A 25,164-nucleotide genomic window follows, 5' to 3' on the forward strand; every position below is an offset into this window, starting at 1 on the left:
CGGCCAGGTAGCAGTCGGCGACCACGGTGATCAATGCCGCTTCGGCGCGTTTACGGCGTTCGAGAAGCCACTCGGGAAAATACGTCCCGGACCGGAGTTTGGGGACAGCGACGTCGATGGTGCCGACGCGGGTGTCGAGCGGGCGGCGCCGGTAGCCGTTGCGCTGATTGACTCGTTCGGTGGACTGTTGGCCCCATTCGGCGCCGCAGACCGCGTCGGCTTCGGCGGACAGCAGGGCGTTGATCATGGTTTGTAGCAGTTCGCGCATCAGGTCGGGAGACGCGTCGGTCAGGGCTTGGTGCAATACGCCCGCAGGGTCGACAATGTGGGGTGCGGTCATCGTGATGACTCCGTTCGAGGATTCTGTGGAAGGTTGACTCGAAGGATCACGCGGTGACCGTTTCACGTCCAGCAGCGACACGCTGTCGGTTGTGGTGCTGGTCACCGGGTTACACCACTCTATGGGGCACTACTGTTCATCCTCGACCAGACCCTCGAGCCGGCACTGAAGGAACGCCCACTCGAGGGCTTCACGGTGATCGACCCGACGTGCGGTTCGGGGCACTTCCTGCTGGGTGCGTTTCACCGGTTGTTGGAGCGGTGGGAGAGCGAGGCGCCAGCGCTCGGCCGACGCATGCTGGTGAAGAAGGCACTTGCCTCAGTGTTCGGTGTGGACATCAACCCGTTCGCGGTGGCGATTGCGCGGTTCCGGTTGATGATTGCGGCGTTGGATGCGAGTGGGGACAAGTCGATCGAGAAATTGATCGATATCGAACTGAACCTCGCGGCCGGTGATTCCTTGCTGTGGGGTTCCGACAAGGAGGCACTGGGCGACGATCTGCTGTCGATCGGGCAGGGTGAGTTCGCGTTGTCGATCGAAGACACCGGCGCGCTTAAGCGAATCCTGCGTAGGGAACACGATGTGGTGGTGGGTAATCCGCCGTACATCAGCATCAAGGATGCGGCGTTGCGGGACCTGTATCGACGCCACTACGACACGTGCCACGGAAAGTATGTGTTGACGGTTCCGTTCATGGAGTTGTTCTTCCGGCTCGCAAAGCGGGATGGCGCTGTGCCCGCTGGTTGGGTTGGGCAGATCACGTCGAACTCGTTCATGAAGCGAGAGTTCGGCACCAAGCTGATCGAGGAGTTCCTCGCGTTCAAAGACCTGCGGAAAGTCATTGATACTTCAGGTGCCTACATCCCCGGGCACGGAACGCCGACCGTGATCCTGGTTGGCCGCAACAAAGGCACCGAAAACGCGATACCGACAGTTCGTGCGGTCCTGGGGGTACGCGGTGAGCCTGGTCGGCCTGATGACCCCGCCAAGGGGATTGTGTGGTCGGCCATTGTGGATCACATCGACGAAGTCGGCTTCGACAACGGATGGATCAGCGTTGCGGACCTGCCTCGTGCCACGCTTCGTTCGCATCCGTGGAGCCTGTCCGGAGGTGGCGCGGTGGAGCTCGTCAGTGCGATCGAGTCCGCAAGCAATAGGGTTCTGGATCGTGTGGCGTCGTCGGTAGGTATCACGTCGTTCACGCTTGAAGATGACGTGTTCATCCAGCCACGCCGTGTTATGGATCGCGAGCTGGGAGGACAGTCGGCACGCGACATGGTGGTCGGTGACGAACTCCGTGACTGGGAACAGTCTGCCCACGAACGAACTATCTGGCCGTACGATCCGGATTTCCGTCCAGTTGAGTCAACTGATATCCCATTAATGATCAAGTTCATGTGGCCGTACCGAACCTTGCTGTCGCAGAACAAGATGTTTGGCGGTAAGACGAAGGTGGAAGTGGGTCTCAATTGGTATGAGTTTGGCCGGATGACGGCTGCAAAACTTCGCACCCCCCTCTCCATCACCTTCGCCGAAGTGGCAACCCACAACCATTTCGTCCTGGACCGCGGCGGCAAGGTGTTCAAGCAGACCGCGCCGGTGATCAAGTTGCCGGAGAGCGCAAGCGAGGACGACCACCTGCGCCTACTCGGCGTGCTGAACAGTTCGGTGGCGTGCTTCTGGCTCAAGCAGAATTGTCACAACAAGGGGCGACCGGGGGCTGAGCAAGCTGGCGCCGATGAGCCGTGGGAGCATCGCTACCAGTTCAATGGAACCACGGTCAAGGACGTGCCTCTTCCTGCGTCCTACCCCCTGGAACGTACCCGTAAGCTCGACGCTCTTGCGCAGGAACTCGTCACCAATGGCCCGGCCATCATCTTCGCGGCAGGAGTGCCGACCACTGAGGTTCTGGAAGTGTCGCGTACCGCGTTCGAGCGGATTCGTGGGCTGATGATCGCGCACCAGGAGGAACTCGACTGGGAGTGCTACCGCCTGTACGGACTCATCGACCAGGACCTCACATACTCCGGCGAACTTCCCGGAATCCTGTCCAGCGAGCGGGCGTTCGCGATCGACCTTGCCCGGTCTGTCGAGAAGGGCAATGACACGTCGTGGTTCAGGCACCACAACCATAAGTTCAGCCCGACCACCGAGATTCCGCCGCACCTGCCAGCTAGCTACCGCGACCTCCTGCAGCGTCGCCTCGATGTGATCGCGTCGAACCCGGGCATCCGGCTGTTGGAGAAGCCGGAGCACAAACGACGTTGGGCGTCGGAGCCGTGGGACAAGCGTGTCGCCGTGGCATTGCGCGATTGGCTGCTCGATCGTGTCGAGAATCGCGACCTGTGGTTCGAAGGTGACCACCCCACTCCGCGTAGCGTCGCTCAACTTGCTGATCGCCTCGACCGCGATGAGGATTTCCGTCGTGTGCTGCGGCTTTGGGCTGGCAGCGACCAGGTTGCCACGTCGGCTGCGTTGACGAAACTTCTCGATGTAGAAGGTGTGCCGTATCTCGCTGCGTTGCGGTACAAGCCGTCCGGTCTCATCAAGCGCGAGGCGTGGGAACACACCTGGGAGCTTCAGCGCCGCGAGGATGTGGGGGAGGGGCTGAAGGATCCGATCCCTGTGCCGCCGAAGTACAAGCCCGCCGACTTCCTCAAGACTTCGTATTGGTCGCGACGCGGCAAGCTCGATGTGCCGAAGGAACGGTTCATCTCCTACCCGAATGCAAACCGCGAGACGGACCCGACCATGCTTCTCGGCTGGGCTGGTTGGGACCACGCCGAGCAAGCACTCGCGCTCGCGGGCCTCGTCGACGAACGTGTCGCGACGGATGGTTGGGATCAGACGAGCCCCGAGAAGTTGACTCCGATGCTTGCCGGCCTCGCCGAACTTCTGCCGTGGGTACGGCAGTGGCACGGTGAGATCGATCCGGAGTACGGGGAGTCGGTGGCCGACACCATCGACGAGGTTCTGCGCTCCCATAGCGCCGACTTCGACGTCACCCCCGACGACCTCGCCGCTTGGCGACCTTCTGCGCCCACCCGCGGTCGCCGAACCAAGGAGAAGCTCGTCGCGAAAAACCAGCCCGCATGAGCAAGGTTGTCCATTGTCCTCAAAACGATTTGTAGCGGCGCATCTCCTACTTTGCGATGTTGGCTGCGTTACGTGCTTGAGTCATTTTGTGGGTGAGAGCGCCGCTTCCTGAACGTCAATTACCGGACGGTAGACGATCTCGGCTAGCGATTGCTTGAGTGCGTCGAAGCCGGCGACTGGCGTCATAGGGTCGACGTCCAGCTTGAAGTCCACGCGAATGCCTCGGATGGTGTCGCGCACTTTGTCTGCCTCCGCGTTGTTCTCGCGGAGCTGTTCGAGCATGCTGTCCAGCAGTTCCTCGACTTGCCGGCGGGTTGCCGTCGTGGGGTGATCCCGCTCGAATCGAGTACGGAGGTCTTTGAGGTTGCGGGTGGTGAGGTCGTTCGTCTTCTTACGTGTCGCGGCGCGTTGCGCGCGGTCAAGGAGGCGGAAGAGTTCGGTGAAGTTCGCAAGCGTGCGGTCGCGAAGCTCATCGTTCACGTCCTTCTCGACGACGTGAAGGACGGCGCGTGCCACACCTACCTTGTCCAGATCCAGAGGACGCTCCTGGCTCGGGCTCGCCGCCCGAGCCGCACGCTCGGCTGCTTTGAAGAGCTTCTCGTCGTCCTGAGGGTCGATCGTCGTGAGATGCTCGGCTATGTAGTCGGCGTCTACCTGGCTTAGTACTTCTCGAGCGAAGCGAATTACAGCCAGCCGAAGCACCTCGGCGGGAATCAGATCCTCAATCTCGATGAGTTTCCCAACGTCGGTAGCCAACCTGTCGCCGTCAAGGTCACCGACCTGGATGATGAAACCGTCGTCTACCAGGCGCTTGTTTCGGTACCCCCGGCGAAGCTCAGCGGCCTGGCGGTTCCCCTCATCGTCGGAATCGAGGAGAACGGTCACGGCGGGCTTGTCCACGTCGCGACCCCGTGCGAGATAGACCATGTACGGGATGTGTTCTGCACCACCGGCCGGAACGAGAGTCAACGTGTTGAGGTCGAGCGTCGTGTCTTTGGTCCCAAGCCGTCGTGCGAGCGAGCTGAGACCTGCGAGCAACACCTGATCGGCTTGGCCTTCAAGCATGAGGTTGCAGTTGCCAATGAAAGTGGTCTCAGCGACGAAGGCACCGAAGGCCGACCGGAGAGGCTCGTAGTGGTTCTTGGCCGCGTTCTCGACGACCCGGCTTCCCTCATCGCCCTGCCCCTTCTCCAGCACCCTGATGCGCTCGCCGTGGTTCTTGTCGATGAGAAACGGCGAGTGGGTGACGTAGAGAACCTGGACGGGCGCGACATCCGGTTCCTCCGGTGCAGCGAAGTCGGTGAAGATGCGGAGTAGGTCCTGCTGACCCTGCATCGAAAGGTAGGTGTCTGGCTCGTCCATAAGTAGAATCTCTTGGTGGTCCGCTGGAACGTGCGATCGGTATCGGACAAAGTACGACAGGAAGTAGCTCATCCCGCTCGACCTCTCACCGAAGGAATATTCCTGACCGGTTCGGTCGCGCACCGTGAAGATGAGATCGAAATCGCGCAGCGTGAGGTAGACCGAGAACTCGGCGTCTTGCGACCACCACTTGGGGAAGTTGAGGGCGTCGGCCAGTTGCGCGTTCATCTTTCGAACCAAGCCGTTCGCCCAGCCCTCTGCACCCGAGCCGGCCTCAACGGCCTCCTGAAGCTCAACGAAAGATGACTTGTCGATCTGGCCCACGTCAAACAGCAGCTTCTCAGCGAGCTCAAGCCGTGCGTGTAGGTCGTGGTCCGTGACCGCGGTGTACGAAGCGTAGGTCGTCACGACCTTCTCAGCCGCCTTGGCCAACGCGTCGGTTGTTTCGAAGATCTTGGTGTCATCGAAGAGTGTGCGGAAGAACCGCAGGCGGCCGTCGCGTGAGAATGCAGTCTTCTTCGACTTCGCAGCCGTCAGGTACTCAAGGGGGACACTGCTCGGGAGCGGAACATTTGCGTGAATCTCGAAAAAGGTTGGAAGCGCGATTTTCCTGATTTGGGTGTCCGTCAAGGTCTTGCTGAGCCACACAGGCTCCGCCGCGCCTGAAGCAGCCTGTCGGCCATAGATGGTGACTCGCTTGTTGAAGCGAAAAATCCAGAAGGAGTCGAGCGGATTGTCTGCATCGGCACCTAGCAATCCGCGGAGGACCGCTCGTTCCTCGTCGGTGAGATCCCCGAACATACCCCCGAACTCTGGTACCGCCATCTCCTTGTTGACTGCCAGTAGTTCGGAGTAACGGCAGAAGTCCCGCCGCTCGATGCGGTCGCCAGTCAGAAGACACTTGATTGCAGAAATGACCTGGCTCTTGCCGGACTCATTCGCTCCGACAACAGTGGTGATCTCCCGTTCGAGGGAGATTTGAACGAACGGAAAGAAGCGGATATCGTGCTCATCGACGACGTCCCACGGATCGGGCACCGCTCGGGTGTCGCTCTTGCGCAGATAGTCGTAGTTGAACGACTTGTAGAACCTGATGTACAAGGTCTTGACTCGCACGTGGACTCCCGTTCTGTTTCGGGACATGCTATCGGGCCCTCCCGACACCGTTCGGAGACACGATCGGCACGCATTCGGGCGACCGTCGGTGCAGGTAATGACGTTCAAGCCCATCTGGGCCGAACTATGCGCGGCCAGGACCTCGGGTACCCGGACCCGGACCGGACTTCCACCGGCAAGCGACGACGAGCTTACGAACAACACGTCACCTACTCAAGGGAGCCTCCCGTTCTGCTGGACGCACGAAAGCTCGAGGCTAGTCGGTCCAGGCGCGCACGACGTGCGGATTCGGTCAGGGTGTCCTTTAGCGGCTCGAAGCTCATCGATCGCGGCGACCTGCTGCCACTTCGCTCGGTCCGAACATTCATGCCGCGTCGGTGGCGGCGCGCGGACGCGACATGGTCGGTTATCTCGTCGTCGAATGCCGGCGGGCTTGTGGATCTCCGTCCGGGTGGTGGTCGGTGGGGTGTCGCTCGTTGCTCGGCAGTGGGAAACCAGCCACGGGATGGAATGTGAGAACGATTTACCCACTGCGGCTTTCGATGTGCTTCTGGAGACACGAAAAGCGGACGCCCTGCGGGCGGCTGCGCCCAACCGTATGGAGACCCTACGGGTCCCTGAGCTTGCCTTCGGCCCCTTCCCCAACGCTGCCCGGTCGACATGCCCCGATAGACCATCTCGGCCAACGCTTCTGGCCCCACGTCGGAGGTGACGTGTGGCTTGCGCTGGACCCGGTCGTTCGTGTCGACCCTCACGATCGGGTGCTCCACCGCCAGAATGGAGACGAAGGTACTGGCGCCCAGTCGGTTTCACGCACGGGAATGGCACCCCTGCGTGCAGCGTCGATGCGCTGACGTCGGACCTCGGGAGATGAGCGACGAATGCCCGACGTGTCGCGGCTACCGGACCGGCCCGCGCACACGTCGCAGCACAAACACCTCGAGCCTCTCGACCGGACGGGTCGAGAGGCTCAGAAGATCAGGACGTCAGCGAAGACCCCGGCGGGGCGAGAAGAAGAGAGTCGGAATCGAAGACCGACCCATGAGAAGCGCCCCCTGGGGGCGTGTGGATAGACTCCACCCTACGGTGCATGACAGCTCTTTCTGTCGTGTGCCCAGACCCCGGTTCGGTGTTACCAGCACCGGCCGGGGTCGACCTGTATTCAGGTTGGTGCTGGGATAATCCCATGCGCAGCGATGGGCGTCAACTCGAACACGCGTTCGTGTCGTCGACGGATGTGTGAACGCGGGCGTTGGGGTGCGCCCCACGGAGGGCGCGTTGTACCGCAGCGGCGTCATGTCCTTCTGTGCTGCGCCAGCGGGTAGAAGACTTGCTTGCTCGCACCTGCTTCACGGTCGAGGCAGGTCAGACCTTCCAAGAATTGCCACGCATGATGTACGACCGGATTATGATTGTCTCGGTCGGAGACGCTGGATCGGTGTGCCGACGTCCAAGAGAAGAGCTCGTGCAGGCGGGGGCAGCGGCACACCCGACACCGGGGGAATCCATGTCTCGCACCATCGACGGCGACAGCCGAGCCGGACAACGATCCTCCCGGCGCCGGAGCACAGTCCCGGGCAGGCGCAGTGTGGCACTGGTTGGCGCGCCATGGAACTGACCACCGGTCGGTCGTCGGGATCCGTCGCGCCGGATCTATATGTTCAGGTGCCTGCGTACCGGGATCTCGAGCTGGTCCCGACCCTTCGGGACCTGTACTCCAGGGCGGCCCAGCCTGGGCGTCTGCGGGTACGGGTGATGTGGCAGCGAACACCGGGCGAGGTGTTGCCGGGTGAAGTCCTCAGCTTGCCCCACCTGGAGATCGACGAGGTACCGGCCGATCTCAGTGAGGGCTGCAACTGGGCACGCCGACGATTGCAGGAGGCATGGGAGGGTGAGCGTTACACTCTGCTGCTCGACTCCCACCACCGCTTCGTCGCCGGCTGGGACGAACTGGCATTGGGCATGCTCGAACAGGTGCGGGCCGAAGGTGCGGTCAAACCGATACTCACGGGCTATCTGCCTGCGTACCACCCTGGGTGCGAGCTGTACGGGCCGAGCCGCCCGCAGCGACTCTATCCATACGCGCGGGACAGGGGCATCCTGACTCGACTCAAGGGCTCAGTGATCCGCGACGTCGACACACTCACCGCCCCGGTGGCCGCCGACTTCGTGTCCCTGCACTTCCTTCTCGCCGACGGATGCTTCAACGACGAGGTGCAGTTCGACCCCACGGTGTACTTCTTCGGTGACGAGGTGCTGATCAGTGTGCGGGCGTTTGCCGCCGGGTACCGGTTGTTTCATCCCCATCGGGTGATCGGCTGGCACGCCTACGACAGGACAAGCCGCGTGACCCACTGGGCCGACCACAAGCGGTACGACGAACGTCACGGCCGCTCCCTGGCTGAGCTTCGTCGCTCCTTCACCGGGCAGCGGGAGCTGTCCTGCGCGGATATCGCGGCGTTCGAGGACCACGTTCATCTGTCGTTGGTGTTCTGATGATCGCGGCCCCCGTCACCCTCCGCGACGGCAGCGTCACGTGCGTGGACGAGTTCCTCGACGCGCAGGAATGTGCCTGCATCACCGACGATCTGCGGTATACGTACTGGTGGAAGAGTCCTGTCATCCGGTTCGATCGGCGCAGCCGCCTGGTGTACGGGCAATCGATCGGCCGCACAAGTTCTACAACGGACGAAACCTGGCTCGGCGAAGACTCCCGCGCGTTCCTGCGCACCGTTGAGCACCGGTTGGCTGTGGACTTCGACGTGTCCGCCACACGCTTCGAGCCCTGGCAGATGTCGCGATACCGGGCCGGTGAGCGGTTCGACGAGCATCACGACAGTGGTTTCTTCGCCGGGGACCGGTGGGGGGAACGTTGCATCTCGGTGCTCATCTATCTCAGCACGTCCCCCTCGGGGGGAAGCACCTACTTTCCCACCCTCGGGCAGCGGTTCCAGCCGGTTGCAGGTCGGCTGCTGGCGTGGCCGAACCTGCTGCCGGATGGCTCGATCGATCCGACCATGCGCCACGTCGCGTGCCCGGCCCGACGGGTCAAAACGATCTTGGCGACATGGGTGCGTGAGGCGCCGACGACAACATCCACCACCGAGTGAAGGACGGATAACGTGTCGATGACGAACAAAGAGAACCGAGTGGTCCAGCAGGTCATCAAAGCGCATGGGCCCATCCTCGATCTCGAAGCCCATCCGGAGGTGCTTGTCGAGATCGTCCGGAAGTGGGCGTTCGATCTGGTCGAGGAGGTCCCGGACGCCGGCGTGAGTCCGGGTGGGGTGGGGCCGGTGGGTCCGACGAGCTTGGAAGGTGGACCCGGTATCGAGGAGGTTCTCAAGGCAGTGATCTCGTTGCAACGGCAGGTCGACAAGCTCGGCCGCCGACTCGGAGATTGATACTTCTCGTCCGCTGCGGACCCCAGCCGTGACGGTGATTGTCTGTCCATCGTTTGCGATCTTGCGGGTTCGTGGATTGCTCGGCTTCGTTGCCGCCTGTCATCATGTAGGTACGGGCACACGGACCTGCAAGGAAGGACGCACATCATGACTGTGCACAGCGTTCGGGCGCAGGTCGCACGGTGGCGTGCTTTACCTGACAGTGAGAAGGTCCATCGTCGGCGCGCTGCGGTGGTCGATCATGTGATTCACAGCATGGCGATGGAAGGCGAACCAGTCTCCGATCGGTGGGTCGAGGACGCGCGGAGAAGGCAGGATACTTCACTCGACTTGCACTGATTTGGTCCCCATTTTCCGAGGTGCAGCAACAAGCAGTGCGTGAGCCAGCAGAGCCGCTCGATACCGGCAGCACGCGTCAGTTCGACACGCTGTTCGGGGCCAAGACCTATCTCGAGGTCGCCGACCTGATCGCGGAACCCTTACGGCATCGCTGGCAGGTGGCGGAAGAAGTCGGTGGGGGTCGGTAGCCACTACCCGCCGGAACATATTCATGTCGACCGAGAGATGCGGGAGTTGTTCGACAGCTTCCACAGTCGGCTCGACTACTGCGCCGACGATGTTGAGCTTCAACTCGAAGCCCTCGCTTATCTGGAAGCGCAGGCGCTTCACATTCATCCATTCGAGGATTTCAACGGTAGAGCGGTGCGGGTGATGGTCGCCGAAGCGATGAGACGTCTGGATTTCCCCGTTCTCGAGCTCAGTGTCGAGCGTGACACCGACGAGCACGCCAAGTATGTGCTGGCGCTGCGGGAGTGGGACCAGCACCGGTCGTTGGTATTGCTCTGCGAGTTCTGGCGTGACGTACGTTTCGGGGTGCTCGGAGACGGGACAGAGAATCGGTCAGCGGGCGGGTAGTGCCGATGGTTCGCAGACGAGAGCAGATGTGAACTGCGTCCCGACCACTTCCGGCGCCTGGGGGACCCTCGATCCCGCTGCGCGGAAACACATCCGACCTCACGCGACAGCGTCGCGTACTCGGGAGTTCGGTTTCGTACGTAGGTACCGAGAATCGACTGGGAGCCGAAGACGATGACCTGGTCTTCTTCGATGTTCGCGCAGGCAGCCTTGATCGCCCGTTCCAACTCATCGCGGGTCACTGCAGAGCGAGCTTGCGCAGGTCGTCGAGCACCTTCATTCGCTCGTCCTCGGTCAGCAGGACGTAGAGCGGGGACAGGTTGCGCATCTCGTTGCCCGTCTCGTCGTCGGACTTGACGACCCGGCGAAGGGCCTCGACGTCGTTGTCCTCGATGATCTGCTCCCAGCAATCGAGCATCTCGGTGAAGTACGGGCTACGACTGACGTGCTCGCGGACCGTCTGGAGGCTGCGGCGAACGCGATCGGTGTTCAGTGGGAGATGCTCACGATCGACCTTGTCCAGTATGGCCGTCTGCATGAGACTTTGCCGGGTGACCCTCATGTTGACGACGGTCATCCTGCACTCCTCTCATGATCAGGCCGGCTACCCCGGCGGTCAATGCTCACAGTGTACGGGCCAAGGCTACCGTTTTCCCAGGTGAAAGCGGGTGCATTGGCCGCTGTCAACGTTCGAGGGCGCGGCCGACACCCGAGTCCTCGACCTGGCTCTCAGGGTGACAAGATGGCCGGCCGAGTGCTGCTCGAACGATACGAGCCGGGGCATCCGAAGGAGACCGACTGAGCACACGGCACGCCCGAGCCGGGCGGGATCAGTAACGCCACTGTTCTTTGGCAGGATGAACCCCGCAGCGACCTCCATATGGCCGCCGTACCGAGAACGACCATGAAGGAGTGCAAAGAAAGCGTGAGCATCCTGCTGCGGGACGTCATCGACATCCCCGAACGTATCGGCGCCGACGACTACGTGCTGCGCTTGACCGACAGCACCGACAACGACGCACACATCCGTGCCACCGTCGATGCGTACGTGCTCACCGACTCCCTCAAAGACAACTTCGCGTCGGCCATCTCCCTCATCTCCGACGCCGTCCGGAAGAACACCTCGCGCGGCGCCTACCTCGCCGGCTCGTTCGGCTCCGGTAAATCGCACTTCATGGCCGTGCTCTACGCCCTGCTCGGCAACCACCCGGCGCTGCGCACCGAACGTTTCCGCACTCTCACCGACCGCTACGACGCGGACATCGCCGGCAAGAAGATCCTCAGCCTCACCTACCACTTCCTCGGCACCAAATCGATGGAAGAAGCGATCTTCCGCGGCTACGTCGACCAGATCCGCCGCCTCCACCCCGAAGCCCCCCTGCCGGCACTGCACGTGTCCGACACCCTTCTCACCGACGCCGAGAACCTGCGCGAGCGGATGGGTGATGCTCCGTTCCTGGCCGGTCTCGGCGGCGACAGCACCGACGGTGGCGACGCGTGGGGTGGACTCGTCGTCGACAGCTGGACCCTCGAGCGCTATCAGGCAGCGCTCACCGCTCCCGCGGAAAGCGATCAGCGCAAGGAACTCGTCTCCGCGCTGGTGCGCAACTACTTCACGTCGTTCCTCGAACAAGCCGAGTATGTCGACCTCGACCGCGGCCTGAGCGTCATCTCCGAACACGCCAAGGAGCTCGGCTACGACGCCGTGGTGCTGTTCCTCGACGAACTGATCCTGTGGCTGATCTTCTACGTCCGCAACAACGAGATCTTCAGCCGCGAATCGCAGAAGATCACCAAACTCGTCGAAGGTTCCGGCAACCCGCGCCCGATCCCGTTGGTGTCGTTCATCTCCCGTCAGATGGACCTGCGCAAGTGGCTCGCCGACGCTGGTGCATCCGGCGCCGAGCAGGACGCCTCCGACCGCGTGCTGCAATACCAGCAGGGCCGATTCCGCACCATCGAACTCGGCAACGACAACCTCGCCGAAGTTGCCAATATCCGTCTGCTGCAACCGAAGAACGACGACGCCAAGCAGACCCTCGACGACGCGTTCCGCACCGTCACCCGCAGCCCCGAAGTGTGGGACGTGCTGCGCGACTCGATGAACACCACCGAAGAACACCGCGGATCCTCCGAGCAGGAATTTCGGCTCACCTACCCGTTCTCCCCGGCACTGGTGTCCACCCTCCGTGAACTCGCCTCGGTGATGCAGCGCGACCGCACCGCCCTGAAGGTGATGCAGCGGATGCTCGTCGAACGCCGCGACACTCTCACCACCTCCGACCTCATCCCCGTCGGCGACGCCTTCGAACCCATCGTCGACGGCGAACAACCCATCGACAATCTCGCCTCCACGCTGTTCAAAGCGGCTGAATCCCTCTATCGCGACAAGATGCTCCCGCTGCTGCTCACCCGCCACCAGCTGACGCAGGAACAACTCGACACCGACCCCGACTCGGTGCCCGCCGGGTTCCGTGCCCACGACCGGATCGCGAAGACGCTGCTGCTCTCGGCGATCGCCCCGAAGGTCCCGGCGCTGCGCGACATCACCGCCTCCCGGCTGGCCGCGCTCAACCACGGATCTATCAAGACCCGCATGAAGGGTGGAGAAGCGCGCGTCGTCCTCGGCGTGGTGCGTGAATGGGCCAAGGACATCCCGGAGATCACCGTCTCCGAGGGCGCCAACCCGATCATCCGGGTGCAGCTGTCCAACGTCGACTACAACTCCGTCCTCGAACGCATTCGCGGCGAAGACAACGTCGGCAAACGCAAGGTGCTCATCCGCACCCTCGTCCACAAGGCTCTCGGCGTCGACACCAAGCAGGACGACCTCGCCGGCGGCGCCACCCGCACCGTCATCTGGCGCGGCTCCCGTCGCGAAGTGGATGTGGTGTTCGGCAATGTGCGTGACGCCTCGTCGGTGCCCGAACAGAACTTCGACAACCGGCCCGGCACGTGGCGGCTCGTCGTCGACTACCCGTTCGACGAAGAAGGCTTCTCCGCCGCCGACGACATCGCCCGCATCGACCGTCTCCTCGCCGGCGGCGACCGCCACACCATCGTGTGGTTGCCGAAATTCTTCTCCGACGAAGCCATGCAAGACCTCGCGCTGCTCGTCAAGCTCGAGTGGCTGTTCAGCGGCACCGGCGATCACTGGCAGGAGAACACCGACCACCTGTCGCCGGCCGATCGAGCGCAGGCCCGCGGCATCCTCGAAAACCTCTACCGGGGGACGCTCAACGCCTTCGAGCGACTCCTCGAACAGGCCTACGGCATCGAGGCCGTCGACCCGAAACGCTTCATCGACGACCCCGGGCACACCGAGATCCTCGCCTCGCTCAGCAAGGACTTCAGCCCCAAACTGCCCACGGCGCTGAACCTGCAAGACGCCTTCGAGAAGGTCATCGACCAGGCGTTCACCGCGCTCTACCCGAACCATCCGCAGTACCCCAGCCCCGACGACGAGGTCACCACCCGCCACTACGAGATCGTGCGCAGCTACGTCGAGCAGGCTGTTGCCGACCGTCAAGGCCGAGTACCCACCGCTGGCGCCGAACGCAAAGTGGCACAACGCATCACCGTGCCGCTCAAAGTCGGTAAGGCCACCGAAGACCACTTCCTGTTCGGAGAGGACACCTTCGCGTACTGGGCCGGCGAACTCGACCGCGCAGCCGCTGAATCCGACCGCGTCACCGTCGGAGCGCTGCAGGCCCGCATCGACTCCGTCAGCCCCGCATGGGGTCTGCGTCCGGAAGCGCGCGATCTGATCGTCGCTGCGTGGGCGCTGCTTCGGAAACGTGCCTGGTTCGAGGCCGGAGCCCCCGTTCCGGCGCCGTCACTCGGACGGATGCGCGAGAGCATCGAGCTGCGTGCCGAAGAACTGCCCGAACAGACCGCGTGGGACGCCGCCCGCACCACCGCCACCTACCTCCTGGGCTACACCATCCCGCGCACCTTCCTCACCGGAGCGAACGTCGCCGACTTCGCGCAACAGGTACGCGCCAGGGCGGGGGAGAGGACCGCGGACCTGCGTCAGCTTGCGGAGCGTCTCGCTGACGCCCACCGCACCTTGGGCATGGACGTCACCGACACCGACCGCGTCAGCATCGCCCGCGCGCTCGTCGACTACCTCGACACCCTTGCCACGACAGCCGGCAACGTCGCGCTCATCGACCTCCTCGCCACCACAGAGGTGCCGGGGTCTGCAGAATCCGCCGGACGGATGCGGACCGAAGCCGCACACGACGCCGCAGCGCTGCGCAGCTTCCAATGGAAACTGATCGGAACACTCGTCGCCGGTGCCGAAACCGACGGTGAGCGCGGCGGATCCGCACGAGTGATCGTGAAAGACCTGAAGGAACTGATCACCACTCCGGGAACCTCGCTTGCCGACCAACTCAACCGCATGGAAACCCGCGTGGTCGAGTGGGTGGTGAGCGATCATGTCGAGCCGGATACCGACACCGACCCTGATCCCGACGACGACGGCGGTGATTCTCACGATGATGTCATCACGGACCCGGACGACGTCACCCTCGACGACATCCGCGACATCGAATCCGTCGCCAGGCGCCTGCGCGCGGCCCACAAGAAACACGGCAAGCGCCTGCACGTGAAGTGGTGGGTGCAGTGAACACCCTCACCGCCACCCGGCCCATCATCACGGCGAAACTGAACAAGGCAGTCAAAAAGCGCTACACCCACGGCGTTCTCGGCCTGCGTGCCACCCCCACGTGGGACGGCGGCAGCTTCCATCACGACGGGACACCGGTGACGGTCGTGCCGTGCCCGTCCACCCTCGCTGTGTGGGAAGCCCTCGAATCCCGCGCCGACGGACAGTGGCTCGTCATCCTCACTCCCGTGGACGACAAGGAACTCGGAGACGGGGTTCTCTCCCACCTCATCGACGGCAGGCTCCTCACCCCGGAGCCATGGGCCGCACTGCAGTCGGTGTTCGCAGCTACCACCGTCGAACCCGCCCTCTACCGAGTACAGAACGACCGTGCACTGGCCCTCGGATTGCTTGCAGCGATCCCTACCTCCGCACTCACTCCCGCGCCGGGTGGTGTCCTCACCCGAACCCATGCCATGACCACGATTGCGCGCGGTGCGCTGTCGATCACCGACGATCCCGCCACCGAGATCGACACCCTCGCCATCCTCGAATGGAGCCGCCGACCTGGCGTCACAGAAGATCTCGCTCGTCTCCGGAGTGATGGCGGCGCCGAGGTAGTCACCGCAGTCACCACATGGCTGGCCGAGCGGGCAGGGCGACTCGGCAAACCCGTCGCAGCGTTGCTGCAATCCCAGCGCATCACCGAGCTGGTGCCGCTCGGCCTCCTCGCAGGACTGTTCACCGACCCTGCCAGCAATCTGGAACGCGGCATGTTCCTCGGCCATTACGGCCTGCGAGGCCTGGAGGACGCGGATCTCGCCGCGTGGCACGACGACACCTCCGGACTCGTCGTCGGCACCCTCACCGAACGGGAACGCCGCGCCGTCCTCGAATCGGCAGCCACGCATGTGCGCGACCTGAACATCGAACATCTCGCTGCGCGGTCGGAGCTCCTTCCCCAGGGACTCACCGCGCGACTCGACGACCTGGCCAACGCTATCGAAGTTGCGCTCCCCGACGACGCCGCGCACAGCCCGAAGCAGACCGGCATCGACAGCGTCGAATGGGCATGGCAGCAGGTGCTCCAGCACCTGTCGGCGCGCACCTCCACCTCCTGCCGTGCCGCCGAAGCGGCCGTGCGGCTCTTGCGCTGGATGGCTGTCGACACTTCCACCAGCGGTGGGCTCGACACACTGACCCGTCGCTACGTCGATACCGACGGGTGGGTCGATGCTGCCTTGGTGGCGGCGCATCGAGGCTCCGACCATCGACGCCTCGCCGAAGCGCTCACCCGGGTGATCGACGTGATCGGCGCGCGTCGACGCGAACACGACCGCCGGTTCGCGACCGCCCTCGCCGACACACCGCAACCCACGGGTGCCCTCGTCGAGCAACTCATGGCGACCGTGGTCGTGCCGCTGGCCAAGGAACGGCCGACGCTGCTGGTGGTCGTCGACGCACTCTCGATCGCGGCTGCCACAGAACTCGCCTCTGTCGCAATCGAATTCGGTTGGACCGAATCCGGTGTCCTCGGGGACTCCCGCCGCACCGGCGCTCTCGCCGTATTGCCCACACTCACGCAGCGCAGCCGCTGCTCACTGCTCACCGGAGATCTCCGCGAAGGCACCGACACGGCCGAACGCACCGGCTTCCTGAAAGTGCTGCGCGAGGCGAAGTTGCAGGCAGCGCCCGGTCGCACCGACCCGATCTTCCACAAGAAGGCCCTCGACACGGTGCCCGCCGGCGCGGACCTGGCCACCGACGTCGCCAACGCGATCGCCGACACCGCGGGACGTCCGCTGGTGGCTGCGGTGCTGAACTTCGTCGACGACACCCTCCATCACACCGATCCCGGCGGAACCGACTGGGGAATCAACAACATCACCCACCTCCGCGCCTTGCTGCAGGCTGCGCAGCGGGCAGGTCGAGCAGTGGTCATCACCTCCGACCACGGGCACATCATCGAACGCCGCACCTCCGTCAAACGTGACCGCGCGACGGTGTACGGGCAGCGCGCCCACGGTGATCTCGACCGCGTGGACGACGGAGAGGTCGTGGTGCGCGGACCACGGGTGCTCACCGACAGTCGCGCCGCCGTGCTCGCTGTCGACGACACCATCCGCTACGGGCCCGTCAACGCCGGATACCACGGTGGTGCCAGCCCAGCGGAAGTGGTGGTGCCGGTCCTCGCCCTGCACACGGGGGAGCGACCCGAGACTCTCACCGCGCTCGATCCCGTCGAACCGCAGTGGTGGTACAGCCCCGTGCAGATCGACGCACCGGAAGTGCGCCCGGAACCGGTCGCCAAGCAAACTGCGCCGACACTGTTCGACAACGACGAACCCGCCCCTGCCGGTTCGGGTGTCGATGTGTCCGATCAGGTCCTCGCAACCGCGGTGTTCGCCGATCAGTTCCGGCTCGCGGGGCGGATCGTGGTGCGCCACGACCAGATTCGAATGCTGTTGAGCGCACTGCTGGCGGCTCCGGCCAGGGAAGTGACCACCGAGCGCGCTGCCGGTCTGCTCGGGCTGGCTCCGGCGCGTGTCGGGGGAGCGCTGTTGCAGGTCAAGCGGGTGCTCGATGTCGAAGGATACGAAGTGCTGCTTCTCGACGGTGGTGTCGTCCGCCTGGACGAGGCGGCCCTGCGCGAACAGTTCGGGATCGGCTCATGACAGCCGCAGTGTCGCCGCGCCGCCGCCGCGAGATCCTCGACGCGTTGCGTCGCGGCACCGTGCCGTCCAACGGACTCGACCAGCTGGCCGTCGGCCTCGGCCGGTTCGAAACCGAACTGGATGCCGAGCTGTCCGTCGTCGCCGGTGGCGGTGCGATGTTCAAGGCTGTGCGCGGCGACTACGGCTCCGGTAAGACGTTCTTCGCCCGCTGGCTCGCCGACCGCGCTATGAAGCGAGGATTCGCGGTCGCGGAAGTGCAGATCAACGAGATCGACACGCCGCTGCACAAACTCGAGACCGTATACCGGCGCAGCATCGAATCGTTGCGGACCGCGTCGATCGCGCCGTCCGCGCTGCGGCCGATCCTCGACGCCTGGCTGTTCACCATCGAAGACGACGCCACCACGCAGGGCGTCGGCGTCGACGAGCTGCTCGAACGAAGACTCGCCGACGTTGCGACCCGAGCACCCGTGTTCCCCATGGCGATCCGCGCCTACCGGCGGATGCTCGCCGAGGGTGACAACGACGGCGCTGACGGACTCGTCGCATGGCTCGGCGGGCAACCCCACGTCGCGGCCGCGGTGAAACGCCGCGCGGGGATCAAGGGCGACCTCGACCATTTCCTCGCCCTCGGATTCCTCCGCGGACTTCTCGCCGTCCTGGCCGATGCAGGCAACGCTGGACTGGTGCTGGTCCTCGACGAGATCGAAACACTGCAGCGAGTGAGGTCCGACGCCCGAGCGAAGGCGCTGAACGCGCTGCGTCAGCTCGTCGACGAAGTCCACGACGGTCATTTCCCGGGCCTGTATCTGCTCATCACCGGCACCCCCGCATTCTTCGAAGGACGGCAGGGCATCCAGTTGTTGCCGCCGCTCGCCGACCGGTTGCACACCGACTTCTCCCGGGACCCCCGTTTCGACAACCCTCGTGCGCCGCAGCTGCGCCTGACCGGGTTCGACCTCGATCGGCTTGTCGAGCTTGGTGGTCGGGTGCGGGATCTGTTTTGCGCTGGGCTCGACGATGCAGACCGCGTGCGCCACGTGGCCGATGACGAGTTCCTTCGCCGCTTCGCCGGCGCCGTAGCGGGGGGACTCGGTGGCCGCGTCGGTATCGCGCCGCGCTTGTTCCTGCGCAAACTCGTCGACGTGCTCGACGTCATCGAACTGCACCCCGACTTCGACCCGTACAGCGACTACGACATCAAGATCTCCGTATCTGAGCTGTCGGACGCAGAACGTGAAGTCGTCAACGCCGACGACGTCGAACTGGATCTGTGACTACTGCTGATCGGCGATAATTCAGGCTCGGTTGAGCTTCTGTCCGGCGGCGATGTACTTCGCGCCCAGGTCTTGGTTCAGGCGCTCGATGTACTCGACCGACCGTTTGGCAGGATCGACTGCTCTCGGACTCGTATGACGGGTTGGAAATTCCCAAATTCCGGCTGCGATGCGTGGATCTCGCTCCTTCATCACTCCCCAGACGCGTCTTGCGACGACGCCATTGAGGATCACGACTTGCAAGTGGGGAAGGAGTTCGAGGAAACCTCGAAGTGCGACCGCCGCAGCAAGGTCGGAAGCGTCCGTTTGTGGATGAGGCTTCGCCCACGGGTAAGCGTTCCAGGAAACAATTTGTGAAACATCGATTCCGGCCTGAGCCATGAAGTACTTCTGCCGAGCTGCCGTCAGGTCTGCGTTCTCGAGACAGATCATTCCCGAGCCGTTGTGCTTGGCCAAGTCGGTTTTCGGGCCAGGGTCTTGCATCAGCGTGAGCAACCGAGCGTGCACGCCGCCATACGTTGGCGCGACGTATGGAATGAAAACTCCAGGATGTTCAGACCTAAGCCGATCGACGTACTCGTTGATCGATCGCACATTCGGGTCGGTACGTCTGCGATACATGTCGTCGCGATAGGCCTTGTCGCTGCACTGCTGCTGTCCGATCCATCGGTCAGCATTGCTTGCTGCGGGCGCATGGTGGGGCGGTATCGGCTGAGTAGATCCGTTTCGAGCTGCGATTGGACTTCCCTCGGCGGAGCTTGAATCCACGCGGAATCCAGGGATTATGTCGACGATGACGAGTGGAGCTCCAGCGGGCAGCGAGACCTTGTCGCCGACCTTGCGTCGCCTGACCGTTTGGCCCAAAGGAGACTCGTAGGAGACGGTTTCGTACTCGGTGTCGATCGGCCGCTCCGTCAGTACGAACGTGGATTGATCGCCATCCAGATATCGGATTGTCACAATCGATCCGGCGACAACCCAGTCGTCTGTGGAGCCCCACGACGCGAGACGATCGCGGTCCGCAATGTACTGGCTTCGGTTGGCTCCCAGCCCGACGAGCTGTGCGTCTACCTGGCGAACTCTGTTGTAGTAGCGCTGATAGTCGACCAGGAGATCGCCGCCGTCGCGGCACTCGTCCATCTTTGCTTGGAGCGCTCGTTTGCGCTCGGTCAGCATTTCTTCGGCGAGTTGATACTGCTTGAGTTCGCGGTCGAATTGAGTGTGCGGAAGGTCGGCCATCGCCTGATCCTCGGCCGGAGTCACAACGGCGAACTGAGCCCTCTCGTCGCTCATCAGAGTCGCCGAATCCGGTTCGCTGGACACTGTTGTTTCGGCAACTTGGACCTGCGTGATCTCTGCATGTGCAGAGCGCCCGAACCTTTGTCGCAACTTCCACATTCGGCTGCGCCGTGCTTTCATTCCGCGATAGTAGCGTGCAACTCCGTCAAATCGGACGACGTGTCGATGTCGGTGAGCGGCACGTCATATGGCAGTTCCGTGGCGGGGTTCTACGTGGACTGGCAACAGTGCCTGTCGCCGGCGCGCGGTATCTGCCTGGGCACATGCTTGGTTGTACTCGGGTGGGAGGGCGAATGGCTCGGGCTCGTCGAACTGGGGTGCACTTGCACACTGGAGATCCGGGCAGCAAGGCACGGACGCCGGGGTTTCGCCATGCCGATGACTTGGCTGCGTTGCTCGATGTGCTGAGCACTGAGCGGACCGCGCTGACCGGTATCCATGGGGGCCGGATCGCCATCGATTGCGCACGCACGTATCCGGATCGGGCCGGTCGTTTGGTGCTGATCAGTCCCGGACTCGCGGGTTGGGACTGGTCGGACACCTGGTCGCCGCGGTGGTTCGAGCTGACCCGGACTGCACGGAGTGGAGACCTCGAACGCGCCAGGGACATGTGGTCCCACCACCCGTTGTTCGCCACTGCCCGCCGCGATCCGGCAATGCCGCTCAACTGTGGGCTGCCATCGCATCGGAGATGTCCGATGTAGAACGCGAAGTCGTCAGCGCAGATGATGTCGAGCTGGATCTGTAGACGAGCTCCGCACGAAGCACGGTACAGCGCCTTTCCGTGCTATTTCCGTGCGTGTCCTCGGTGAGTTGCTGCGTGGGATCGGTGGCCCCTCGCCGCCGCCGTGTGCCAAGGAACGAGCAACCGTCGATACAGGTGGTCTTCGGTATCGTCGATCATCGGCACGCAGCTCGGACTTATGCTGGACATGCCGGTGTCAGCGGAAGGAGCACGACATGACCGAACGGACACCCTCCGCCGACAGTCGACGTCTTCGTGACCTGCTGCGCACCCGCAGTGCTGAGGTTGCTGCCGTCCTCGACCGGTACGGGGCCTTCGACATCAAACTGTTCGGTTCCGTGGCACGTGGTGACGCCGGACCGCGCAGCGATATCGACCTCATGATCAGCATCGACGCCCCCGAGTACGAGCAGGTCGTATCCATGCTCGGACTGACCGAAGAGCTCTCCGAGCTCCTCGGTGTGAAAGTCGATGTGGTCGCACGTGGAGTCGCGCTCGAGCGGGTGTCCGCGTCCGCACGCGCCGATATGCTCGACGTGTGAGCCGAGTTGATCATGAGCGTTGTCGAGATATTCTCGACGCAGCTGCCGACATCGAGCGGTACGTGCCCGAACTCGGCGGCAAGTACGGCGACATGGCGTACGACGCGGTTGTTCGCAAGCTCGAGGTGATCGGAGAGGCCGCGAATCGGCTTACCTCAGCCGCGAAGGCGCTGGCCCCTAAGAGCGCATCTGAATACTCCGGTTCGGGTCAGGCAGTACGGGCGAGACGGCGCGACATGGTCGCGATCATGGCGATATAGACCATCGCTTCATGGTGGTCGGGCCGGGTCTCGTAGTCCCGGACACAGCGACGGTGTTTACAGATCCACGCGAACGTTCTCTCGACGACCCACCTGCGGGGAAGCACCTTGAATCCCTTGGCATCGTCGGTGCGCTTGACTATCTCGACCACAAGGGCGAGAACGTCTTTCGTCCAGCCGATGAGCCGTCCGGCGTAGCCGCCGTCGGCCCACACGAGCTCGACGGTGGAGAACCGGGCACGCAACGCCGCCAGCAGTCGCACCGCGCCGTCCCGGTCCTGGATCCCGGCCATGGTCACCGCGACCGTCAGCAGCAACCCGTTGGTGTCGACCGCGATGTGCCGTTTGCGGCCGTTGGTCTTCTTTCCCGCATCGAATCCACGACTCGACCGCGGTACGGTGTCGGCTCCCTGCACCGATTGGGAGTCGATGATCGCGGCCGACGGCAGTGGAGTGCGCCCGTCCCGCACGCGGGTGCGGTCGCGCAGTGCGTCGTGGATGCGCTGCCACACCCCTGCCCGGACCCAGCGGGCGAAGATCGCCCACACGGTGGTCGCCGGCGGGAACTCCGACGGCAGTTGCCGCCAGGCGATGCCGCCTCTCACGACGTAGAAGATTGCGTCGAGAACTACCCGACGGCAGTGCTTTTCGGGGCGGCCACCTCGACCTTCGGTGTTGCCGAAAGGTGGGAGCAGGGGCTCGAGGAGTGTCCATTGTGCGTCGGTCACCGACGATGACGGGTATACCGCGCACCGGTGTCCACCGAGCTGATCGGGGGTAGGACATGACGGGCACGGCGTGATAGGTGAAGATGACAAGTGAGCTCCTGGTAGGGCAGGGACGTAAGCACTCACTGACCTACCAGGAGTTCGCCCGTATCTCACCTGTCACACGCCGACGCTCACCGAGTTTTCAGATGCTCTCTAAGATCGAGTGGTACAAGATAAGTGGCTTTCGGAACATCGCCATCCACGAATATTGGCGCCTGAATCCTGCGGTTGTCGAAGCGATCGCCGTCAACTATCTTCCTCCACTGCGCGCCGCGATCCAGCAGATCATGCCTGAGCAGGGCGATTCATGACCGATGACGCCTTCGCCCAGCTCCATCCCGGAGTCCAGTACCATCTCGCGAACACGCTGCGTTGGGATGGGCTGCGTCCGACACAAGCCGCAGCGGTCGCCCCGATCCTCGCCGGTGAAGACGCGCTCGTACTGGCTCCGACTGCGGGCGGCAAGACCGAAGCCGCGACCTTCCCGCTGCTGTCGGCGATGGCCGAACACGACTGGCAGGGCACCTCGGTGCTCTACGTCTGTCCACTGCGCGCGCTGCTCAACAACCTGCAACCACGCCTGCACGGCTACGCCCAATGGCTCGGCCGCAGCGCCGCAGTGTGGCACGGGGACGTCGGTCAATCCGCCCGCACACGCATCTTGCGTGAGCGCCCCGACATCCTGCTCACCACCCCCGAATCGCTCGAAGCGATGCTCGTGTCCACCAAGGTCGACCCACGGGTCCTGTTCGCGGGGTTGCGGGCGGTGGTCGTCGACGAGGTCCACGCGTTCGCCGGAGACGATCGCGGCTGGCACCTGCTTGCCGTCCTCGAACGGCTGTCCCGCATCGCAGGTCGGGAGATTCAGCGCATCGGTCTGTCGGCTACCGTCGGCAACCCGGACGAACTGCTGTCGTGGCTGCAGGGCGGGTTCACCGACCGGACCAAGCGCGTCGTCGCACCCACCGTTGCTGCGCCCGCAGTCCGACCCGACATCACCGTCGACTACGTCGGATCCGTGTCCAACGCCGCGACCGTCATCGCCTCTCTCCACCAGGGAGAGAAGCGGCTGGTCTTCGTTGATTCGCGTCGTCGAGCCGAGGAACTGGGCGCCGCGCTGCGTGATCGTGGTATCACCACGTTCCTGTCCCACTCGTCATTGTCCGCCGCCGAGCGGCGCCAATCGGAGGAAGCCTTCGCCGAGGCCCGCGACACGGTCATCGTCGCGACGTCCACCCTCGAGCTCGGTATCGACGTCGGCGACCTCGACCGGGTCATCCAGATCGGCGCACCCCGCACCGTCGCGTCGTTCCTGCAACGGCTCGGACGGACCGGACGACGCTCCGGATCAACTCGAAACTGCCTGTTCCTGTGCCTCGACGACGAACAGGAACTTCTTGCGCTGGGAATGCTGGATCGCTGGTCGCGCGGGTGGGTCGAACCCATCACGCCGCCGCCATCCCCGCGGCACATCGCCGCCCAGCAGATGATGGCGTTGTGCCTGCAGGAACACCGCATCGGAGCCTCATCGTGGCAGCAGTGGTGGGGTGCGCTGCCCGTGTTCGACGATTCTGCCGGAGAAATCATGGAGTTTCTCTGTGCCGAAGGTTATTTCGAACGTGACGGCGACTTCCTGCACATCGGCCCCGAAGCCGAGCGACGGTTCGGCCGCCGCTACTTCTCCGACCTCACCGCGGTCTTCAGCGCGCCCCCCGAATTCGCGGTGCTCGCCGGCCGCAACGAGGTCGGCACCATCGGCACCGATCTGCTCGTCGAGGAGGTCGACGGTCCACGAGTGCTGTTGCTCGCGGGTCGCTCCTGGGTGGTCACCCACGTCGATTGGCAACGCCGACGTTGCTTCGTCGAACCCGTCGACTCCGGTGGTCGCGCGAAGTGGTCGGGGCTCGGAGGCGGCGTGTCGTATGAGATCGCACAGGGAATGCGGGCGGTGCTGCTCGGCAGCGACTCTGGCGGAGTGACTTTGACCAGGCGTGCGCAAAGCACCCTCGACGACCTGCGCGAGACCTACACCGAGTCGGTCGCGGCAGATGCGTCGGTGCTGGCCTTGCCGTCGTCGGGCACCGGACGCTGGTGGACCTGGGTCGGTACCGCCGCGAATCGAACCCTCCAGGCGTCGTTGCCCCACCTGGTCGACCCGCGGCAACGTATCGACGAGAAGTCGTTGCGCCTGCTACCCGGCATCACCGCGCGAGATGTGTCCGATGCGCTCGGTCAGGTGGTCTGGCAGGCTCCAGTGGTCGCGGAGACCGCCGTGTCGGGATTGAAGTTCTCCGCGGCGCTGCCTCCCGGACTTGCCGAGCGCACTCTCGCTGAGCGACTCGGTGATAGCTCGGGTGCCCGGGCGGTGGTGGACTCACCGCGCATGATCTACCGAAGATTCGAGTAGGGGTTGTGTCGAGTCCCGTAGATTTCGTGGATGGGTGACTGGACGGTGTACACGCGACTGGACGTCGCTCCCCTTCGCTGGCTGAACCATCAGGGCGACGGTGTCGAGGATTGGGTCGCCGACCTCGAGACGACCTACCTACTCAGCGATTCGCCGTTCGTGTTCCCGATCACGCCTACGGGCCGTTGTGCGCCGGCATCCGTAACGAATCCGACTTGTACGCAGCGGCCCTCTACATCATCCCGGCGGCAGCCGCCGTTGGCGACGTCCCGCCGTATCCAGATCTTCCTCCCCTGATCGAGGGTGCCGTGTACTGAGTTCGGTAGATGCGGCAACGGTCCTGC

General features: G+C 63.8%; 18 protein-coding genes. 13 read left to right on the top strand and 5 right to left on the bottom strand.

Features of this window, described 5'->3' with window-relative positions; all coding sequences use genetic code 11:
- Positions 1-340 (bottom strand): transposase (locus ACFWB0_RS01735; protein WP_378488699.1); only part of this gene is annotated, 340 nt, incomplete at its 3' end.
- A gap of 138 nt (positions 341-478) precedes the next feature.
- Here ACFWB0_RS01735 and pglX point away from each other — a divergent pair.
- Entirely contained in the window at positions 479-3,436 is a 2,958-nt protein-coding gene (pglX, locus tag ACFWB0_RS01740) for a BREX-2 system adenine-specific DNA-methyltransferase PglX (protein ID WP_378488887.1), read from the top strand.
- A gap of 81 nt (positions 3,437-3,517) precedes the next feature.
- Here pglX and ACFWB0_RS01745 read toward each other — a convergent pair whose 3' ends face one another.
- The gene (locus tag ACFWB0_RS01745; protein ID WP_378488700.1) at positions 3,518-5,914 is read right to left on the bottom strand and encodes an ATP-dependent endonuclease; all 2,397 of its coding nucleotides are present in this window, start codon (positions 5,912-5,914) and stop codon (positions 3,518-3,520) included.
- A 1,608-nt stretch (positions 5,915-7,522) separates the two neighbouring features.
- On the opposite strand from ACFWB0_RS01745, the gene ACFWB0_RS01750 reads away from it, so the two are divergent.
- The 5 genes from ACFWB0_RS01750 to ACFWB0_RS01770 all read left to right on the top strand — a co-directional run bounded on the left by ACFWB0_RS01750 (position 7,523) and on the right by ACFWB0_RS01770 (position 10,233).
- Positions 7,523-8,410 carry a GlcNAc-transferase family protein gene (locus ACFWB0_RS01750; protein ID WP_378488701.1) on the top strand — a complete coding sequence of 296 codons (888 nt, stop codon included), beginning with the start codon at positions 7,523-7,525 and terminating at the stop codon, positions 8,408-8,410.
- Complete coding sequence (locus ACFWB0_RS01755; protein WP_378488702.1) at positions 8,410-9,024, top strand: 2OG-Fe(II) oxygenase; 615 nt, start codon at positions 8,410-8,412, stop codon at positions 9,022-9,024. The genes ACFWB0_RS01750 and ACFWB0_RS01755 overlap by 1 nt, the downstream gene beginning before the upstream one ends.
- A gap of 18 nt (positions 9,025-9,042) precedes the next feature.
- Entirely contained in the window at positions 9,043-9,318 is a 276-nt protein-coding gene (locus tag ACFWB0_RS01760; protein WP_378488703.1) for a hypothetical protein, read from the top strand.
- Positions 9,319-9,692: 374 nt separating this feature from the next.
- Complete coding sequence (locus ACFWB0_RS01765; protein ID WP_378488704.1) at positions 9,693-9,845, top strand: hypothetical protein; 153 nt, start codon at positions 9,693-9,695, stop codon at positions 9,843-9,845.
- Positions 9,832-10,233, top strand: coding sequence for a Fic family protein (locus ACFWB0_RS01770; RefSeq protein WP_378488705.1), 402 nt, complete (start codon positions 9,832-9,834; stop codon positions 10,231-10,233). The genes ACFWB0_RS01765 and ACFWB0_RS01770 overlap by 14 nt, the downstream gene beginning before the upstream one ends.
- 238 nt (positions 10,234-10,471) lie before the next feature.
- On the opposite strand, the gene ACFWB0_RS01775 is transcribed toward ACFWB0_RS01770, so the two are convergent.
- Positions 10,472-10,810 carry a hypothetical protein gene (locus ACFWB0_RS01775; protein WP_378488706.1) on the bottom strand — a complete coding sequence of 113 codons (339 nt, stop codon included), beginning with the start codon at positions 10,808-10,810 and terminating at the stop codon, positions 10,472-10,474.
- 348 nt (positions 10,811-11,158) lie between these two features.
- Between ACFWB0_RS01775 and ACFWB0_RS01780 the strand changes: the two genes are divergently transcribed.
- The 3 genes from ACFWB0_RS01780 to brxD are packed head-to-tail and all read left to right on the top strand — an operon-like array spanning position 11,159 to position 18,797.
- A complete protein-coding gene (locus tag ACFWB0_RS01780; protein ID WP_378488707.1) occupies positions 11,159-14,866 on the top strand; it encodes a DUF6079 family protein in 3,708 nt (1,235 codons plus the stop codon).
- A complete protein-coding gene (gene pglZ / locus ACFWB0_RS01785) occupies positions 14,863-17,520 on the top strand; it encodes a BREX-2 system phosphatase PglZ (RefSeq protein WP_378488708.1) in 2,658 nt (885 codons plus the stop codon). Before ACFWB0_RS01780 ends, pglZ begins: the two co-directional genes overlap by 4 nt.
- Entirely contained in the window at positions 17,517-18,797 is a 1,281-nt protein-coding gene (gene brxD, locus ACFWB0_RS01790) for a BREX system ATP-binding protein BrxD (protein WP_378488709.1), read from the top strand. Before pglZ ends, brxD begins: the two co-directional genes overlap by 4 nt.
- Positions 18,798-18,818: 21 nt before the next feature.
- Here brxD and ACFWB0_RS01795 read toward each other — a convergent pair whose 3' ends face one another.
- A complete protein-coding gene (locus tag ACFWB0_RS01795) occupies positions 18,819-20,216 on the bottom strand; it encodes a GreA/GreB family elongation factor (RefSeq protein WP_378488710.1) in 1,398 nt (465 codons plus the stop codon).
- An 840-nt stretch (positions 20,217-21,056) separates the two neighbouring features.
- Between ACFWB0_RS01795 and ACFWB0_RS01800 the strand changes: the two genes are divergently transcribed.
- Positions 21,057-21,383, top strand: a complete 327-nt coding sequence (locus tag ACFWB0_RS01800) for a nucleotidyltransferase family protein (RefSeq protein WP_378488711.1) — start codon at positions 21,057-21,059, stop codon at positions 21,381-21,383.
- Positions 21,380-21,643: a DUF86 domain-containing protein gene (locus ACFWB0_RS01805; RefSeq protein WP_378488712.1), complete on the top strand. Its 264-nt coding sequence runs from the start codon at positions 21,380-21,382 to the stop codon at positions 21,641-21,643. Before ACFWB0_RS01800 ends, ACFWB0_RS01805 begins: the two co-directional genes overlap by 4 nt.
- Here the strand turns inward: ACFWB0_RS01805 and ACFWB0_RS01810 are convergent.
- Positions 21,592-22,446, bottom strand: coding sequence for an IS5 family transposase (locus tag ACFWB0_RS01810; RefSeq protein ID WP_378488888.1), 855 nt, complete (start codon positions 22,444-22,446; stop codon positions 21,592-21,594). The two genes, ACFWB0_RS01805 and ACFWB0_RS01810, sit on opposite strands and share 52 nt — an antisense overlap.
- A gap of 113 nt (positions 22,447-22,559) precedes the next feature.
- On the opposite strand from ACFWB0_RS01810, the gene ACFWB0_RS01815 reads away from it, so the two are divergent.
- Both ACFWB0_RS01815 and ACFWB0_RS01820 read left to right on the top strand, forming a co-directional pair.
- Positions 22,560-22,724, top strand: a complete 165-nt coding sequence (locus ACFWB0_RS01815; RefSeq protein ID WP_378488713.1) for a DUF86 domain-containing protein — start codon at positions 22,560-22,562, stop codon at positions 22,722-22,724.
- The gene (locus ACFWB0_RS01820; protein WP_378488714.1) at positions 22,721-24,820 is read left to right on the top strand and encodes a DEAD/DEAH box helicase; all 2,100 of its coding nucleotides are present in this window, start codon (positions 22,721-22,723) and stop codon (positions 24,818-24,820) included. The genes ACFWB0_RS01815 and ACFWB0_RS01820 overlap by 4 nt, the downstream gene beginning before the upstream one ends.
- Positions 24,821-25,164 lie beyond the last annotated feature (344 nt).

Source organism: Rhodococcus sp. NPDC060086 (assembly GCF_042730275.1).
Taxonomy (GTDB): domain Bacteria; phylum Actinomycetota; class Actinomycetes; order Mycobacteriales; family Mycobacteriaceae; genus Rhodococcus.